Consider the following 15,483-nt stretch of genomic DNA (forward strand, 5'->3'; position numbering starts at 1 on the left):
AGGTGTTTATTTGATGATTAGTTTTTTCGTCTCTTTATATTCCGCTGTTTCTATTGAAACTACATATACTCCTGTTGCAAGAGATCTCGTATCAATGGTCTTTACGAATTCACCTTTAGGGAAATTGTCGGAACTTTTTTCTGTAAGAATCAGCTTTCCGGAAGCATCATACACTGAAACTTTTACAGCTGATTCATTCTGCAAGGTGAATCTGATATTCACTTCTTCTTTTGCAGGGTTCGGGAATAGTGAGAAATGCCCTAGTGATGCATTATACGTGATTGAAGGAGATTCAGAAGCTCCTCTGTCTTGAGCTTTATACTTCAAAGCAGAAATCATATCGAAACATGGGGTGATCATTGCCAAAAAGCCTGCTCCTTGTTCCGCATGGAAGCCCGGAAGCAGTACAATGTCTCTTGAAGCGATATATTCAACATTCTGCACCGGGGCAATTACCTTATTGCTTGCTACAATTTGTTTGGCAAGAATAGTCTGGCTTGTTGTAATATCATCCGCCGGGCTGGTAAGGGTTCTAAGGTCTTCTTTATAGCAGAAATCCACATTGGATACTACAATTGAAAAGGTCTGGTTACCACTTGGCAATAAAGGCGTGGCATTCGTTTTGGCAGAAACAATAATTTTATACGTAAGCTTTTGCGGGGTTTTAATATCCACTCTTTCAATCGTGTCCACATTATTGGTAGAATTATTGGTTGCTGCTCCGGTCAGGTTACTCATTCCCCCTAGTTTCCATGGATAGTAGGTGGTTTCACTTCCATCTGCATTTATCCTTACTATTCTTAAATCCAGATCATTGATAACACTTGGGCTATTCAAATCAACAACATTGCTTACTAAATTCCCTTGAGGGTCCGTCCAGGAAATGGTGGCCGATAAAGGTTGATTCAATTCATAAGGAACTACATAAAGTGTGTATTTGTTCCCCTGATTCAGGGTTACTTCTTTAATTAATGTTGATTTTTTCTCTCCGTTGATGATTCCCTCGATATTATTATAAATGGCAGCAGCCGCTCTTTTCGCATCCGCTAATCCCCATCCGTAAATATAATCCGGTCCTTCTGATCCTTTATCATTCGCCGTATGAGCCAACAATGCTCTTACCGTTGAAGACAGCATATAGCTGCTGGAAGGACTCACTGATTTATAATATTGCTGAAGCAGAGTAATGATTCCTGAAACAACCGCCGTAGCAGAAGAAGTTCCCCGATAGACTCCGTAAGCAGAATCATACGTTTCTATAGAAGAGTACATATTTTCTCCCGGGGCACAAATGTCCGGTTTGATTCTTCCGTCATCTGAAGGTCCATAACTGCTGAATGCCGAAACATCAAATGCGTCATCGGCACTCATATTTGCATTCTTTTTTGCAGAAGCCACTACCAAAACATTTTTGGCCACTCCTGCTCCTTCAAGCAAATCATATCCGTTTTTAGCAGACACCTGTGGTACAATAGACGGATCAATTTCCCGCGCATTTCCGGCAGCTTTTACAATTTGGAGGTAAGGTTTCAGATACATCAGGTTATCCCAGGATTGCGCTGTGGTATTATATTTCCCGAACTGATAAGTTTGAAGATACATAGGATCAAAACCATAACTATTATTTGCTACCAATATCCCGTTATTTCCTGGTACATAGGCTTCCGACAACATCTCATTAACATCATTGTTCCAATCATAAGCATTGATGATAGCATCATACGCTATTCCCCGCGCGTTCGGATCTCCATTGTTTCCAGCAAGTGTTCCCGCGATATTTGTGCTGTGCCTCGAGATTGTTTGGTTTTGCAAAGCATCATAACTATTAATTTTTCCGGCTAACAGCTCGTGGGTTGTTCTTGGTTTAGAATAATCCCATTGCCCGATTTTCATATTGCTTCCCGTAATATTAAGCCCTAAACCTCCTCCCGCATAAAGATTGTCCGCTTTTGTCATCTTCGCAGCCCCTGCATTCAGAGTAGTATAATACATAGGTCTTCCGTTTTCATCGGAACCTATAAGTTGTTTTTCATTTCCATTTTCGGAGATGAACTCTTGATGTCCTAAGCTTTTTAGCCTTTGAACTTCTTTTTTTTGATAGTCATCATATTGGCTGACTTTATTTTTAAAAGCCAGTATGTCTCTTTCTTTCTGATTATCCTGTAAGGTATCTTTTATTTGAGCCTGGGATAACAGGAAAAAAAGAACAGAAGCTGTCAATATAGATTTATGATAGATTTTCTGCATCTGCATATTGTTTTTTATTGGATAATGAAAACATGTAGGATTACTAAATAAATCCCTAGCTGTACAAATGTTTTGTAAAATGAGTTTTATTTAGCAGCTTCTTGCACTTTTTGTGTGAGAACCTGATTTTGCTGTTTCAGCTCCTTTACCTCTTTATTAAGCTGAATGACATACAATGTAAGTTCTTCTATTTTCTCTAGAAGCTTAGCATCCATTTCTCCTAGGTTAACTCCATTCTTCTCAACTTCTGTTGCAGAAGGAATATTAGGTAAATGTCCTTTTTCAATGATATGTTTTTCAACCTCTTCAAGTGATCTCAGCTTATAGTCTTTTCTAAAAACATAATCGGCCCATCCATTTGCAGAAGCTATCTCCACTTTTATTTTTTCAGTTTTAATTCCATCTTTCACAAACAACCTGTAATTACTACAGTCTGAGCAAGAAGCCAAAGAAGAATTGTAACCATTAATTCCCATTAGAATTCTTCCGTTTTCTCTTGCAGAAAATATAGGATATAGCCAGTTGGCAGTAGATATGGTTAAAAGTCCAACATCATTAGCCTGGCTGTGAACACTTTTAATCCACACGACATCTGTTCCGCTATTCTTATTTGGAGTATTATCAATGATGTCAATACCATCCCCATCGATTGTATTAATATTGAAAAACATTCTGCCGTCACCAATTCTAAACCGCTCGGTGTTATTGGTTCTGAAGACTAAATCTTTATTATCTGTTGTCCCGACAAAGTCTGTTGCCGGATTGATTCCTGCATTTCCCTGAATATTCCAAGATTGGGAAAAACAAAAATGGGACAAAGACACTAATGTAAATAATAGTATTTTTTTCATAAAAACAGATTTTTAACTTTTTATAATTATTCTTAAAGTAAAGTCAAATGCAACAAGCATTAATCTCTACTTGTTCTATTTTTGTTCCGAAAAATTTGTGAAAATTGTGGATATAAGTATCCGGAAAATCTCAGAGAAGAGACTTATTGGTGTAAATAGTAATTCTTTTTCATCAGTATTAGCTTTTAATTGTGTGTTTTTTAATTTCGTATAAGACAAAGCTAAAAAATTTTATCTTACAAAAGTGATATATTTTATAAATTAATATGCAAAACATAACACCTGAAATTATCTCTTTTTTTCCGTGCACACAAAAAAGAAACCGCTACAAATTGTAGCGGTTCGTACGTAATATTTTAATGAATTTTACTTTTATTCGTTACCCAAAAAAGCATCCCATCCTTGTGCCGTCAAGGCAATCAGCTGGTTGGATCCCCTTGCTACCATAAAATTTCCATCTTCTTTTTCTACAGCATGGCCGATAATGGTAAAATCGGGGTGATTTTTAATTTTATCAAAATCATTTGGCGAAATGGTAAATAATAACTCATAATCTTCACCTCCGCTTAACGCAGTCATTACAGGATTTAAATTCATTTCATCAGCAGTAGAAATGGTAAGGCTGTCCAATGGAATTTTCTCTTCATAAAGCCTAAATCCTATATTAGATTGGTCTGAAAGATGCAGAATTTCCGAAGCCAAACCATCAGAAATATCAATCATAGAAGTTGGCTTAATATCAAGCTCTCCCAATATTCCTTTAACGTCAGTTCTTGCTTCAGGCTTCAATTGTCTTTCCAGAATATAATCGTAGCCTTCCATCTCCGGTTGCATATTGGGATCAGCAAGAAATACAGCATGCTCTCTTTCTAAAATCTGTAATCCCATATATGCTCCTCCTAAATCTCCGGTCACTACCAAAAGATCATTCGGTTTTGCCCCACTTCTTTTTACAATGTTTTCTTCATTCTCTATTCCTACGGCCGTAATACTCATGACCAGACCAGAGTTTGAACTGGTAGTATCTCCCCCAACCAGGTCTACTTTATATCTTTTACAGGCCGCCTGAATCCCTGAATAGATCTCTTCAAGTGCTTCTACCGGAAAACGGTTGGAGACCGCTAAAGAAACTAAAATTTGAGTTGGCGTTGCATTCATGGCAGCAATATCGCTCAGATTCACCACCACCGCCTTATATCCCAAATGTTTCAACGGGACATAGCCTAAATTAAAGTGTACTCCTTCTGCTAAAACATCAGTTGTAAGGATTATTTTTTTCTGATCAGGATTAATGATCGCGGCATCATCACCCACTCCAAGCTCCGAAGATTCATTGGATAATGGAAAATGTTCCGTTAAATGTTTAATTAATCCAAACTCTCCAAGTTTAGAGATCGGTGTTAATTCCTGAGATTTATCTTCAAACATACGTTGTATTTATAATTGATGAATGATAATTGATGATCATCAATTATCATTGAAATTTATTTATTGAATTCTGCCGGATCAATATTATGTGGATGGAAAGGGAACTTTTTGAAATCCTCTCTACTTAATACTACTGTTTCCGGGCTTTTATATTTATTCATGGCTTCTACCACATCATCTGGCGGAGTTGTCATTTTTCTGATCATCATATCAATCCATACCCCTGTTGCTTCAGCTGTTGCACAGTGGGTTCCATCCGGAAGATAAAATTTATGTAGAAAACGGTAGATCGAAGAGTCTTCAGAGCATCCGTCTATTTCTACACTAACAATTACGGTTTGGTCAGCATATATTTCTTTGAAGAAAGAATATCTTTCATGCAAAATTACCGGACCTATCCCCCATCTGCTTAATTGGGTAACCCCCATCTTTTCCTTGGTCATAAAAGCCATCCTCGCCTGTGCACAGTATTGAACATATGTAGAGTTGGCTAAATGTTTGTTGGCATCAAGATCACTCCAACGAACTTCGAATGTATGGTAGAAAATCATTTAATAGTCGTTTTTAGAATAAATACATTATAATCTTCAAAAATACTCAAATAAGATGGTTTATAAAAATTGTACTTTTGGAAAAATAATCTTCAGCATAGGATTACGTATACATGAAACAGATAATTATAATCGGAGGGGGTGCCGCAGGTTTTTTCTGTGCATCTAACCTGGACGAAACCCAATATAAAATCACCATTCTGGAGCAAAACTCAGATGTTTTACAAAAAGTGAAAGTCTCAGGAGGAGGAAGGTGCAACGTAACACATGCTTGCTTCGATCCAAGAGAGCTTGTTCAGTTTTATCCTCGTGGAAATAAGGAATTACTAAGCGTTTTCACCAAATTTCAGCCTGGGGACACCATGGATTGGTTTGATCAACGAAAAGTTTCGTTAAAGATAGAAAATGACAACAGGATTTTTCCAGAAAGCAATTCTTCACAGACTATTATCAATACTTTTTTGAATGAAGTTCAGCAAAAGAATGTGGAGGTAAAGACCAAATGTGCCGTAAAGGAAATCGAAAAAAAGGATGCCCAATATCTCGTAAAAACCAATTCGGGAGATTTTGTAGCGGATTATATCATTTATACAACCGGAAGCTCTCCCAAGTCATTGAAAATTGTTAAAAATCTGGGACATAAAATTGTAAATCCTGTCCCTTCCCTTTTCACATTCAATATAAAGGATGATGTATTGAATGATATGGCAGGAACCAGCTTTGAAATGGCACAAACTTCTATTCCGAAACTAAAAACGGAAGAAAGCGGGCCATTATTGATTACACATTGGGGCCTTTCAGGACCTGCCATTTTAAAAATATCCGCTTGGGAGGCTATAAGTTTGGCTCAACTGAAATATCATTTTGAGATTGAAGTGAATTTCATTTCGATGGCTATTCAGGATGCGGAGGAAAACTTTCAACATTTCAAGCAGAATAATCCGAAGAAAACCATTGGACAATCTAAAATATTTGACGTTACAAACAGATTCTGGCAGAAAATATTAAATGTTTCCAAAGTAGACCTCAACAAACAGATCGCCAATATTTCAGGAAAAGAAATGCAGGCTATTCTGGAAAACCTATGCAGAAAGAAATTCCAGGTTACCGGAAAATCTACTTTTAAAGATGAATTTGTAACAGCAGGAGGTGTAGATTTGAAAGAAATCAATTTTAAGAACATGTCTTCAAAGCTATTGCCTAACTTTTATATTGCCGGAGAAGTCCTTAATATTGATGCCGTTACGGGTGGTTTTAATTTCCAGGCTTGCTGGAGCGAGGCGTGGCTGATTGCCCAGGATCTTAATAATTTATAATTTAGATATGAATTATAAATTAATAAAGTACAACGGAAACCTGCCACACACAACGGTCAGCCTGTTGATAATTGGTTTTCGTTTCCAATGATCATGCAAATACACTAAGAAACCATGTTAGCTAATAAAAAATATTCTGTATCCTTTTTCAAAATCCTTTTGGCTCTTGGGTTTGGGTATTTTTTTTGGCTGATGCTAACAATTACGCTGGAATATATTCCATTACAACCCGATGTAAGCTTCCTGATGATTAAGCAGACAGAGGTTGAACAGAGGCCTGAATATCTCACCTTTTTTTATACTCATGTTTACACCAGCATATTTGTTCTTCTTTCGGGTTTTCTGGCTATTACCAGGAAAGATTTTGGAATTCCCAATTTTCACAGAACTACCGGGAAGGTTTATATCTTGCTGTTGCTTATCTTTTCTGCTCCTTCCGGAATTTATATGGGGATTTTTGCCAACGGAGGTTTTTATGCTAAGATTTCTTTCGTCATTTTGGGCTGCTTATGGTGGTTTTCTACCTTGAAGGCCTATCAATATGCCAGAAAGAGAAATTTTATTTTTCACAAACAATGGATGTGGCGAAGCCTTGCTTTAACTTTATCTGCTGTTACTTTAAGAATGTGGAAAGTTATTATCGTATATGTATTCCATCCCAATCCTATGGATGTTTACCAGATCATCGCATGGCTGGGCTGGATTCCCAATATCCTTTTGATTGAGTACCTAATTACAAAAAAACATCTATGAAAACATTACAATTAACACTCATCTCATTACTTGCCATTACATTGATAAGTTGTAAAAAAGAGACAAAAACCACTGATTCAGCCAAAGACAGTCTAAGCGCTAAAAAGGATTCCGTAGTGGTTCCTGAAATCTATAAGGAATATTATGGTATTTACAGCGGGGATTTTGCCGGAAAGGAAATGATTACCCCGGAAATAGGAGAAGAGTATGAAGGAGAGGTTTACAAAAAGATCACTTTAAAAATCAACAGGATTACAAAGGACTCCGTGTACGGACAGAGTATTGTGAACGGAAATCAGCGCCCGTTTCAAGGAATTTTTAATGAAAATTCAAAATCTTTTATTCTGGATGAACCCGGAAATGATAAAACGGATGGCAGATTTGAAGTAAAACTTGCCGGTGACAGCTTAACCGGAAAATGGACCGTTTTCAATACATCTGCTGTGAAATCACCCGTGAAAACCTTAAAGCTGATAAAAAAAGAATTCGTTTACAATCCGAATTTTATGTTGGATGAAAATTCAGACCTGGTAGACTGGTCTAACCCGAAAGAATTTGTTGAAAAATATACCGATGAAGAAACAGGGAAAACGGAAAGCTATACCACTTCAAAAAACAGAGTGGCATCCGATGCTATTTTCAGACTTAATGCATCCAAACAAAAATTAACGGAAAAGGAACTTAAAAACTTAAGAAAACTGGATCTTGAAATCATTAAAAACTCAGTGTTTGCAAGACATGGATATTCTTTCAAAAAAGATACGTACAGAAATTTCTTTGAGCAGACAGATTGGTATATTCCTGTTTCCAACAACGTAGATAATGATCTTTCACAGACGGAAAAAGAAAATGTAGCTCTTTTAAACCGCTTTATTAAGTATGCGGAGGATAAATATGACAGTTTCGGAAGGTAATCAATTTAGTCTTACATTCTCTTGCTTTGAATCTTTGATTTTTACATACAGGTAAAGCAGCACACATCCTGCTGCATAACACAAAATATCAATCCAGGAAAAAGAGTTTCCAATAACGATATACATTAGGCTTCCTTCCGGGAAGCCTAATTTTTCCGCTATACTGAAATATTGGGCAAATTCCACCAAACATGAAAAAACAAAAATACAGAAGATGAGTTTTTGGTTATCCACTTTCACAAAGCTTTTAATGAATGTGTAAAGCAGCATCACCACAATTATATCTCCAAGATATGCTCTCACGAAGAAAACATGTCCCAGTTTCGTTGCAATTATAACTTCCATGAGAAAGAGAGCTATTGTGATGAGAAAATATCTGATATCGAATGTTAATTTCAATTTCATTGGGTAAAAATAGGATATAAAAAAATCGGCATCTGGAAGAATACCGATCTTATGGCTAATATATTATTTCTTTGCTTTAACCGTACATCCTATGGCAACGGTTTTTGTAGTTTTCACCGGCTCCCCTTTAATTAGGGCATTCACGGCATCCTGAACATAGTATTCTGAAACATCATTGGGATTTTCGTAATTATTGTCAATAGCTCCAATATACTTCACGATGTTTTTGCTATTCTCCTTTTGCAAAAGAAAAACATGTGGCGTTTTAGTGGTTCCATATTGTGGATAGATTTTTTGCCCTTCATCCATTAAATATGGAAACGTAAAACCTTTCTGTCTGGCTCTTTCAATCATTTTTTCATAGCTGTCCTCCGGCTGAACTCCCGGATCATTAGGATTGATGGCAATGACAGGATATCCCTGGCTTTTATATTTTTTATCAAGCTCAATAATTCTGTCTTCGTATTTTTTGGCATACGGACAGTGGTTGCAGGTAAAGATAACGATGAACCCTTTTGCACTTTTAAAATCACTCAGGGAAACCATTTTCCCATCCACGTTTTTCAGTTTAAAGTCTGTTGCTTCATCTCCTATTTCATATCCTTTTACAGCAGAATTCGTCTGTTTTTGAACATTTTCTTTATCTTGGTTTATCGTAGTAAAGCTCAATGATCCAAGCACTACGATAAAAGCCGTTAGTACAATTTTAAAATTTTTCATATTCTATGGTTTAGGGTAAATATTTCGTAATTGTTGTTTCCAGTTCCTCTTTGCTCATTTCCCCATCATTGAAATGAACTTTCTCTCCATTCTTATAAAAAAGAGTCACCGGAATATTGCCGTCCCAATCTTTTTCAAACTTCGGGATCCAGGTATTCATTCTTTTAATATCATCCAGCAAAATCACTTCGGCAGTAAGATTTTTATTTTTAATGAATTTTACCACTCTTTCTTTATCCACCAATCTGTCCAGGGAAATTAAAAGCATTTTAAATTTCGGATTCCCCTTATAATGACTGTTCACTTCCATAAAGTGTGGAAGCTCTTTCACACAGGGAGCACAGGTAGTAGACCAAAAATTGACCACAAGAAACTTGTCTCCTTCCTGTTGAATACGTTTCTCCAATTCTTCATATTTCATGGAAGGTACGGTAGACTGTTGGGCTTTTAATCCTGTAAAGCTCAAGAACAGCAATGTTATGTAAATCAGAATCTTCATACTCAAAATTAATAAAAAGCTTTATTTCATTTTGATTTTCAATCTGTTAAACTTTGTTAATAGTAATTTGCCCTCCAATTCCTTTTAGAATGGCTATTTTTGCATAAAGCTCTCTATGAAAAGAATTTTTCTCATCTTCGGTATAGTATTGTCTATTAATGTTTTTGCGCAGGAAATGCCTTTGGGGACCTCAGAATTACCTGAATTAAATATCACAAAACAAAAAGCTGAAATTTTTACCATAGTAGAAAAAGCTGCAGAATTCCCCAAAGGAATCAACAACTTTCAACAACTGATTGCCAAAAACTTCAGAGAAAGAAAAGTAAAAGGGCAAGGAGTAGAAACCTGTGAGCTCATCTTTGTAGTTGAGCGGGACGGCTCTATGACAGGTATACAAGCAAAAGGCAGCAATGAAAGTTTTAATGAAGAAGCAATAAGAGCCCTTTCAAAAATAAAATATAAATGGATCCCTGGCGAAATTAATGGTTACAAAGTACGGAGCCGTTATAAAGTTCCCCTTACTTTACGATTTGATTAATAAAAGTTTTTTTTGATAAATAAAAACGTCCAGAATTATCCTCCAATCATTTTTTTTATTGAATTAAGCTTCATTAGAGCTTCAATAGGAGTCAAAGTATTAATATCTATTTTCGTTAGCTCTTCGCGAATGTTTTCCAGAACAGGATCATCCAGCTGGAAGAAAGAAAGCTGCATATTTTCCTCCGTCACTCTCTTTATTGTATCTGAAGATGAACTTCCTCCTTGGGAACGGCTGTCTTCCAGTGTTTTCAGGATTTCGTTGGCTCTGTTCACTACCTTTACAGGCATTCCGGCCAATTTCGCAACATGAATCCCGAAACTATGCTCGCTTCCACCCGGAATCAGCTTTCTTAAGAAAATAATATTCCCTTTATTCTCCTGAATGGAAACATGGAAGTTTTTTATTCTTTCAAAATTCACCGTCATCTCGTTCAGCTCATGGTAGTGAGTCGCAAATAACGTTTTGGCCTGTGTTGGGTGTTGATGAAGGTATTCTGCGATTGCCCACGCAATGGAAACCCCATCATAAGTGGAAGTTCCACGCCCAATTTCATCTAACAAGATAAGACTTCGGTCTGAAATATTATTCAGAATATTGGCCGCCTCATTCATTTCCACCATGAAAGTGGATTCTCCTGCTGAAATATTGTCTGTAGCTCCAACCCTTGTAAAGATTTTATCCAAAGTTCCTATTTCCGCATGTTTGGCAGGGACAAAGCTTCCGATCTGTGCCAAAAGGCAAACAATGGCTGTCTGACGAAGGATAGCTGATTTACCGGCCATGTTCGGTCCTGTAACCATGATGATCTGTTGGGTATCTTTATCCAAAAAGATATCATTCGGGATGTATTTTTCTCCTAAAGGAAGAGCGTTTTCGATGATCGGATGCCTTGCTTCTTTTAGATCAATGGCATAGCCTTCATTTAAAACCGGCTTCGTATAGCTCTCAGAAACAGCCAGCTCAGATAATCCGACAGCTACATCCAGTTGTGCAATGATATTTGAATTTTCCTGGATCTGATCTATATACACCATAGTTTCCGAACATACATTTCTGTACAGTTCATTTTCCAGCACTCCTATTTTTTCTTCAGCTCCAAGAATCTGGTTTTCATATTCTTTTAATTCTTCTGTAATGTAGCGTTCTGCATTCACAAGGGTTTGCTTTCTCACCCATTCACTTGGAACTTTATCTTTATGAGTGTTTCGAACTTCAATAAAATACCCGAAAACGTTATTGAAATCTATTTTAAGGCTGGTAATTCCGGTTCTTTCAACTTCTCTTTGGCACATTTCGTCAAGGAAACCTCTTCCTTTGCTCTGAAGATTCCTCAATCTGTCCAGCTCTTCCGAAATTCCTTCTTTAATAATATTTCCTTTGGCAAGGCTTACGGGAAGTTCTTCATTAAGATTATTTTGCAGGAACTTTATCAATGCATCCAGATCATATAATGGCTCCAGCCAAGCGAGAACATCAGCATGTGGATGAAGCAATGCTTTGATCTGGTGAATATTGATCAGACTCTGACGAAGATATCCGAGTTCTTTCGGGGAGATTTTTTCAGCCGCCAGTTTTCCCATCAGACGGTCAAGATCGGAAATCGATTTTAGTAGCTGACAAATTTCGTATTTCAGATTATCGTTTTCGTTGAAAAAATCAATCAAAGATAGTCTTCTATTGATCTCATTCACAGATTTTAAAGGAAGAATAATTCTTCTTCTCAGCAACCTTCCTCCCATCGGTGTAGATGTTTTATCAATAATATCCAGCAGCGATTTTCCCTGTGGATTGCTTGAATAAACGATTTCAAGATTTCTCAGCGTGAAATTATCCATCATCAGAAAATCTTCCTGTGGAATAATCTGGATTTTTGTGATATGAGCAAGAAGGTTGTGATGGGTATCTTCTACTAAATACGCGAAAATAGCTCCTGCTGCAGTAATGGCAAGTGGTAATGTTTCTACCCCGAATCCTTTTAAAGAATTGGTTTTGAATTGACTGGTAAGCTTTTCGTAAGCAAAATTATACTGAAAAGCCCAGTCTTCCAATTTGAAAGCATTTTTATTTTTAAGCTGTTCCGGGATCTGTACGCTTCTTTGGTAAATGATCTCACTGGGATCAAAAGTATTGACAATATGAAGTAATTTATCCAAATTCCCTTCGCTTACCAGGAATTCCCCGGTTGAAATATCTACCAACGCAATTCCGAACTTCTCTTTTTCTTTATGAATAGAAAGCAGGAAATTATTCTTTTTGGAATTCAGCACCTGATCATTGAAAGTAACTCCGGGAGTAACCAATTCAGTGACTCCTCTTTTCACAATTCCTTTCACCATTTTCGGATCTTCCAGCTGATCACAGATTGCAACTCTCATTCCCGCTCTCACCAGCTTGGGCAAATAAGAATCTATGGAATGATGAGGAAATCCCGCCAATTCAGTATGGCTGTCTCCGTTGGCTCTTTTGGTAAGGACAATTCCAAGGATCTGCGAGGTTTTAATGGCATCCTGCCCGAAAGTTTCATAAAAATCTCCCACACGGAATAGTAACAGCGCATCAGGATATTTCGCCTTAATGGTATTATATTGTGTCATTAACGGGGTTTCTTTTTTCACCTTTGCCATGTAAATGTCTCTTGAAATTTAGGATGGTAAAAGTAAGAATAAAAAACAAAACGACTAAAACCCTTTATAGTGAATTCAACGTTTGAAGACAAAAATAATTACCTCAGATTTCACAGATTTACTCAGATTAAAAATAAAACCGAAACATCTGCGCTAATTTGTGGTCTCTGTTGGTCTTTATAAAATTTACTGCTTGTTTTTAACGTATTTTTTTAAAGCCTTGCTGCTTTTTTCATACGCCCATTTCTGTTTGTAATTTACCCATTTTGCTTTGAACATTTTTCTTAACAGCTTATCTGTATACCGCATGATGAAAACATGATAGAGCATGCTGGCAAAAACTTTAGGCTTATTAGGCAATGCCCGAAGCGATAAGGAAAACCCAGGCTCCAGATATCTGTTGAAATGCCAGAAAGCACCGGGTATAAAAAGCGCATCCCCGTGTTCCATAAAGATCTCATATCCTTTTGCATATTGCAGGGCCGGGAATTTTTCATAATCCGGGTTTTCAAAATCTACGTCGTAAATAGTGTGTACCGAAAGCGGTACTTTATATAAAAACGGAGATTGTTTCTGATCAAATAGGAGAATCCTTTTCTTGCCTTCAAAATGGATATGGAGAAAATCACCTAAATCCACATCATAATGCATGAGAACATGAGCTTCACTTCCACCAAAAAATAAAGTAGGCAATCTTTTAAAGAATTTCATCCCCAGATCCGGATAGGCGAAGTTTTTCAACAATTCAGGTAGTCGGTCTGTAATGATGTAAAAAAAGATCCTTAAATCCGAAGGTTTACTTTTGATCGTATCTATATACTCCTTCATTTTCATATGTGTTACCGGAGCATCTGAGCTTTTGGAAGCATCAGCAGGCTTGTTATCATACAAAGGAACTTCCTGGTCACCTGCCTTTTCACGAATATAGGCCAGGTTCCATTTGTCATAAGCATCCCAACGGCTTGCAAAATTCTTGATTAGAAGAGGCTTATGCTTTTTGAAGTAATTTTTCTGAAAGTCTTCTTTTCTGATATCATGTACAACATCTACGTTCTCGAGGATCATCTGTTTTAGATTTATGATGAATAAAAATACTGTTTTTTTTGAAATTTGTAAAAATTTATCTTTGTACCATTAAGCTAATTTATGAAAGCCTATAATACCAAACATTTTCTGAAAATTCTTTTCAGCCTTCACAAAAGCGATACGCTAAAAATTCTTTTCCCTACCATGATTTTGGTGGGAGCCTATTCTTATGGCATTGCCTACCTGGAACTGGAATATCTCCACTTGACATCCAAGTCAAAAGTAAGCAATGTGGGTCTCATCCATTCTTTACTGGGCTTTGTTCTGTCTTTATTGCTGGTTTTCAGGACCAATACGGCTTATGACAGATGGTGGGAAGGCAGAAAACTTTGGGGAAAACTGGTGAATGATACGAGGAACTTTGCCATTAAGATCAATGCAATCCTGGAAGATGACAGGCAAAATGCAGAACAAATTGCGCGATATTTAAAATTCTTTCCTCATTTTCTGGCGAAACATCTTTCCAAGGACTCTACCCGGTTGGCTTTGGATGAAGATTATTCTGAAATTGAAAAATCCCTGAAAAATCATGGCCCGAGTGAAATCATCATTCTTTTGACTCACAAACTGAACCAATTAAAGAAGCAGGGAAAAATTTCTGAAGTGGAAATGGTCTATCTGGACACCCAGCTTTCGGGTTTTTTAGATGTTTGCGGCGGATGTGAGAGAATAAAAAACACTCCTATTCCCTACTCCTATTCTTCATTCGTAAAGAAATTTATTGTCATTTATGTATTGGCTTTACCGGTAGCTTATGTCATCAATATTGGGCTTTTTATGATTCCGCTGACCGTTTTTGTTTATTATGTTCTGATGAGCTTGGAGCTTATTGCAGAAGAAATTGAAGACCCTTTCAATAATGATGAAAATGATATTCCGATGGAAACACTGGCTCAGAATATTGAGAAAAATGTTCATCAAATTATGGGAATAAAAAAATCAACCTCTTAAAGATTGATTTCTACGAGTTCTCCGTCACTCTTTATTTCTACAAATTTGCTTTCCCTGTTGGCCGAAGCATAGTTATAAAAGAATGTTTGATATATCGGTGTGGAATACTGATAATTGTTATTGATATAAGTATCCGTAGTTCCTGTCTGCTGCTGATAACTTGCTGTTGCAGTAAAATTAACAATGGTTTCAAGGTAATATTTTCCCGGCTTAAGCTTTTCAAATCTGAATCTTCCCCGGTTATCCGTTAAAGCTTCTATCCTGTACTTAAAGGTTTCTTCAGACATATACACGGTGGTATTCTTATTTTCATATTTTCGTCTCATTTTATAGAATTCCTCAAAATAGGGTGTCACAGGAAATAACATCACCACGGTTCCTTGCGGAGCATAATGTTTTTGGCCTAAAAGAGGTTTTATTCCCCAATTATTTTTTTGTTTGGTGGAAGCTACTCCTTCAATGGTTGAATTCCCGAAACCTATCATTGCCTGAGCTTGTTTTTTATCAAAAAAAGCCTGTGGATAATACGTGTTTTGGGCCTTTGAGAAAATAAAAGTCGATACCAACGTCATTAAAATGAGTACATTTTTCATAGCA

At 36.8% G+C, this 15,483-nt stretch carries 15 protein-coding genes; 5 read left to right on the plus strand and 10 right to left on the minus strand.

Going from position 1 to position 15,483, the window contains the following annotated elements:
• Positions 1-6: 6 nt before the first annotated feature.
• From EGI05_RS15860 to EGI05_RS15875, 4 genes are all read right to left on the minus strand, one after another.
• On the minus strand, positions 7-2,247 hold the full coding sequence (locus tag EGI05_RS15860) for a S8 family serine peptidase (RefSeq protein WP_166668357.1): 2,241 nt from the start codon (positions 2,245-2,247) through the stop codon (positions 7-9).
• 86 nt (positions 2,248-2,333) lie between these two features.
• The gene (locus tag EGI05_RS15865) at positions 2,334-3,098 is read right to left on the minus strand and encodes a hypothetical protein (RefSeq protein ID WP_134197453.1); all 765 of its coding nucleotides are present in this window, start codon (positions 3,096-3,098) and stop codon (positions 2,334-2,336) included.
• A 372-nt stretch (positions 3,099-3,470) separates the two neighbouring features.
• Positions 3,471-4,526 (minus strand): thiamine-phosphate kinase, encoded by a 1,056-nt coding sequence (thiL, locus tag EGI05_RS15870; protein ID WP_123264004.1) that lies wholly within the window; start codon positions 4,524-4,526, stop codon positions 3,471-3,473.
• A gap of 56 nt (positions 4,527-4,582) precedes the next feature.
• Positions 4,583-5,077 (minus strand): acyl-CoA thioesterase, encoded by a 495-nt coding sequence (locus EGI05_RS15875; RefSeq protein WP_123264005.1) that lies wholly within the window; start codon positions 5,075-5,077, stop codon positions 4,583-4,585.
• A gap of 113 nt (positions 5,078-5,190) precedes the next feature.
• On the opposite strand from EGI05_RS15875, the gene EGI05_RS15880 reads away from it, so the two are divergent.
• The 3 genes from EGI05_RS15880 to EGI05_RS15890 all read left to right on the plus strand — a co-directional run bounded on the left by EGI05_RS15880 (position 5,191) and on the right by EGI05_RS15890 (position 8,060).
• The gene (locus EGI05_RS15880) at positions 5,191-6,393 is read left to right on the plus strand and encodes a BaiN/RdsA family NAD(P)/FAD-dependent oxidoreductase (protein ID WP_123264006.1); all 1,203 of its coding nucleotides are present in this window, start codon (positions 5,191-5,193) and stop codon (positions 6,391-6,393) included.
• A gap of 114 nt (positions 6,394-6,507) precedes the next feature.
• The gene (locus EGI05_RS15885) at positions 6,508-7,146 is read left to right on the plus strand and encodes a DUF2306 domain-containing protein (protein ID WP_123264007.1); all 639 of its coding nucleotides are present in this window, start codon (positions 6,508-6,510) and stop codon (positions 7,144-7,146) included.
• Positions 7,143-8,060 carry a YARHG domain-containing protein gene (locus EGI05_RS15890; protein ID WP_123264008.1) on the plus strand — a complete coding sequence of 306 codons (918 nt, stop codon included), beginning with the start codon at positions 7,143-7,145 and terminating at the stop codon, positions 8,058-8,060. Before EGI05_RS15885 ends, EGI05_RS15890 begins: the two co-directional genes overlap by 4 nt.
• On the opposite strand, the gene EGI05_RS15895 is transcribed toward EGI05_RS15890, so the two are convergent.
• The 3 genes from EGI05_RS15895 to EGI05_RS15905 all read right to left on the minus strand — a co-directional run bounded on the left by EGI05_RS15895 (position 8,061) and on the right by EGI05_RS15905 (position 9,684).
• Positions 8,061-8,405: a ribosomal maturation YjgA family protein gene (locus EGI05_RS15895; RefSeq protein WP_228428629.1), complete on the minus strand. Its 345-nt coding sequence runs from the start codon at positions 8,403-8,405 to the stop codon at positions 8,061-8,063. It lies immediately after the preceding gene.
• Between the two features lie 123 nt (positions 8,406-8,528).
• Positions 8,529-9,185: a thioredoxin family protein gene (locus tag EGI05_RS15900; protein WP_123264010.1), complete on the minus strand. Its 657-nt coding sequence runs from the start codon at positions 9,183-9,185 to the stop codon at positions 8,529-8,531.
• A gap of 10 nt (positions 9,186-9,195) precedes the next feature.
• Positions 9,196-9,684, minus strand: coding sequence for a TlpA family protein disulfide reductase (locus EGI05_RS15905; protein WP_123264011.1), 489 nt, complete (start codon positions 9,682-9,684; stop codon positions 9,196-9,198).
• 115 nt (positions 9,685-9,799) lie between these two features.
• Between EGI05_RS15905 and EGI05_RS15910 the strand changes: the two genes are divergently transcribed.
• Entirely contained in the window at positions 9,800-10,222 is a 423-nt protein-coding gene (locus EGI05_RS15910; RefSeq protein ID WP_123264012.1) for an energy transducer TonB, read from the plus strand.
• Between the two features lie 35 nt (positions 10,223-10,257).
• On the opposite strand, the gene mutS is transcribed toward EGI05_RS15910, so the two are convergent.
• Positions 10,258-12,849, minus strand: a complete 2,592-nt coding sequence (gene mutS, locus EGI05_RS15915; RefSeq protein WP_123264013.1) for a DNA mismatch repair protein MutS — start codon at positions 12,847-12,849, stop codon at positions 10,258-10,260.
• A gap of 186 nt (positions 12,850-13,035) precedes the next feature.
• Positions 13,036-13,914: a cupin-like domain-containing protein gene (locus EGI05_RS15920; RefSeq protein ID WP_123264014.1), complete on the minus strand. Its 879-nt coding sequence runs from the start codon at positions 13,912-13,914 to the stop codon at positions 13,036-13,038.
• A gap of 81 nt (positions 13,915-13,995) precedes the next feature.
• Between EGI05_RS15920 and EGI05_RS15925 the strand changes: the two genes are divergently transcribed.
• Positions 13,996-14,886, plus strand: coding sequence for a bestrophin family protein (locus EGI05_RS15925; protein WP_123264015.1), 891 nt, complete (start codon positions 13,996-13,998; stop codon positions 14,884-14,886).
• Here EGI05_RS15925 and EGI05_RS15930 read toward each other — a convergent pair.
• Positions 14,883-15,479, minus strand: coding sequence for a hypothetical protein (locus EGI05_RS15930; protein WP_123264016.1), 597 nt, complete (start codon positions 15,477-15,479; stop codon positions 14,883-14,885). The two genes, EGI05_RS15925 and EGI05_RS15930, sit on opposite strands and share 4 nt — an antisense overlap.
• Positions 15,480-15,483: the final 4 nt, after the last annotated feature.

Source organism: Chryseobacterium daecheongense (assembly GCF_003729955.1).
GTDB classification, from domain to species: domain Bacteria; phylum Bacteroidota; class Bacteroidia; order Flavobacteriales; family Weeksellaceae; genus Chryseobacterium; species Chryseobacterium daecheongense.

Bases quoted from the DNA above. Each gene is read 5' to 3' on its own strand.
- EGI05_RS15900 (WP_123264010.1), bottom strand. From the start codon at position 9,185: ATGAAAAATTTTAAAATTGTACTAACGGCTTTTATCGTAGTGCTTGGA.
- EGI05_RS15880 (WP_123264006.1), top strand. From the start codon at position 5,191: ATGAAACAGATAATTATAATCGGAGGGGGTGCCGCAGGTTTTTTCTGT.
- thiL (WP_123264004.1), bottom strand. From the start codon at position 4,526: ATGTTTGAAGATAAATCTCAGGAATTAACACCGATCTCTAAACTTGGA.
- EGI05_RS15905 (WP_123264011.1), bottom strand. From the start codon at position 9,684: ATGAAGATTCTGATTTACATAACATTGCTGTTCTTGAGCTTTACAGGA.
- EGI05_RS15875 (WP_123264005.1), bottom strand. From the start codon at position 5,077: ATGATTTTCTACCATACATTCGAAGTTCGTTGGAGTGATCTTGATGCC.
- EGI05_RS15890 (WP_123264008.1), top strand. From the start codon at position 7,143: ATGAAAACATTACAATTAACACTCATCTCATTACTTGCCATTACATTG.
- mutS (WP_123264013.1), bottom strand. From the start codon at position 12,849: ATGGCAAAGGTGAAAAAAGAAACCCCGTTAATGACACAATATAATACC.
- EGI05_RS15910 (WP_123264012.1), top strand. From the start codon at position 9,800: ATGAAAAGAATTTTTCTCATCTTCGGTATAGTATTGTCTATTAATGTT.
- EGI05_RS15920 (WP_123264014.1), bottom strand. From the start codon at position 13,914: ATGATCCTCGAGAACGTAGATGTTGTACATGATATCAGAAAAGAAGAC.
- EGI05_RS15895 (WP_228428629.1), bottom strand. From the start codon at position 8,405: ATGGAAGTTATAATTGCAACGAAACTGGGACATGTTTTCTTCGTGAGA.
- EGI05_RS15885 (WP_123264007.1), top strand. From the start codon at position 6,508: ATGTTAGCTAATAAAAAATATTCTGTATCCTTTTTCAAAATCCTTTTG.
- EGI05_RS15860 (WP_166668357.1), bottom strand. From the start codon at position 2,247: ATGCAGAAAATCTATCATAAATCTATATTGACAGCTTCTGTTCTTTTT.
- EGI05_RS15925 (WP_123264015.1), top strand. From the start codon at position 13,996: ATGAAAGCCTATAATACCAAACATTTTCTGAAAATTCTTTTCAGCCTT.
- EGI05_RS15930 (WP_123264016.1), bottom strand. From the start codon at position 15,479: ATGAAAAATGTACTCATTTTAATGACGTTGGTATCGACTTTTATTTTC.
- EGI05_RS15865 (WP_134197453.1), bottom strand. From the start codon at position 3,098: ATGAAAAAAATACTATTATTTACATTAGTGTCTTTGTCCCATTTTTGT.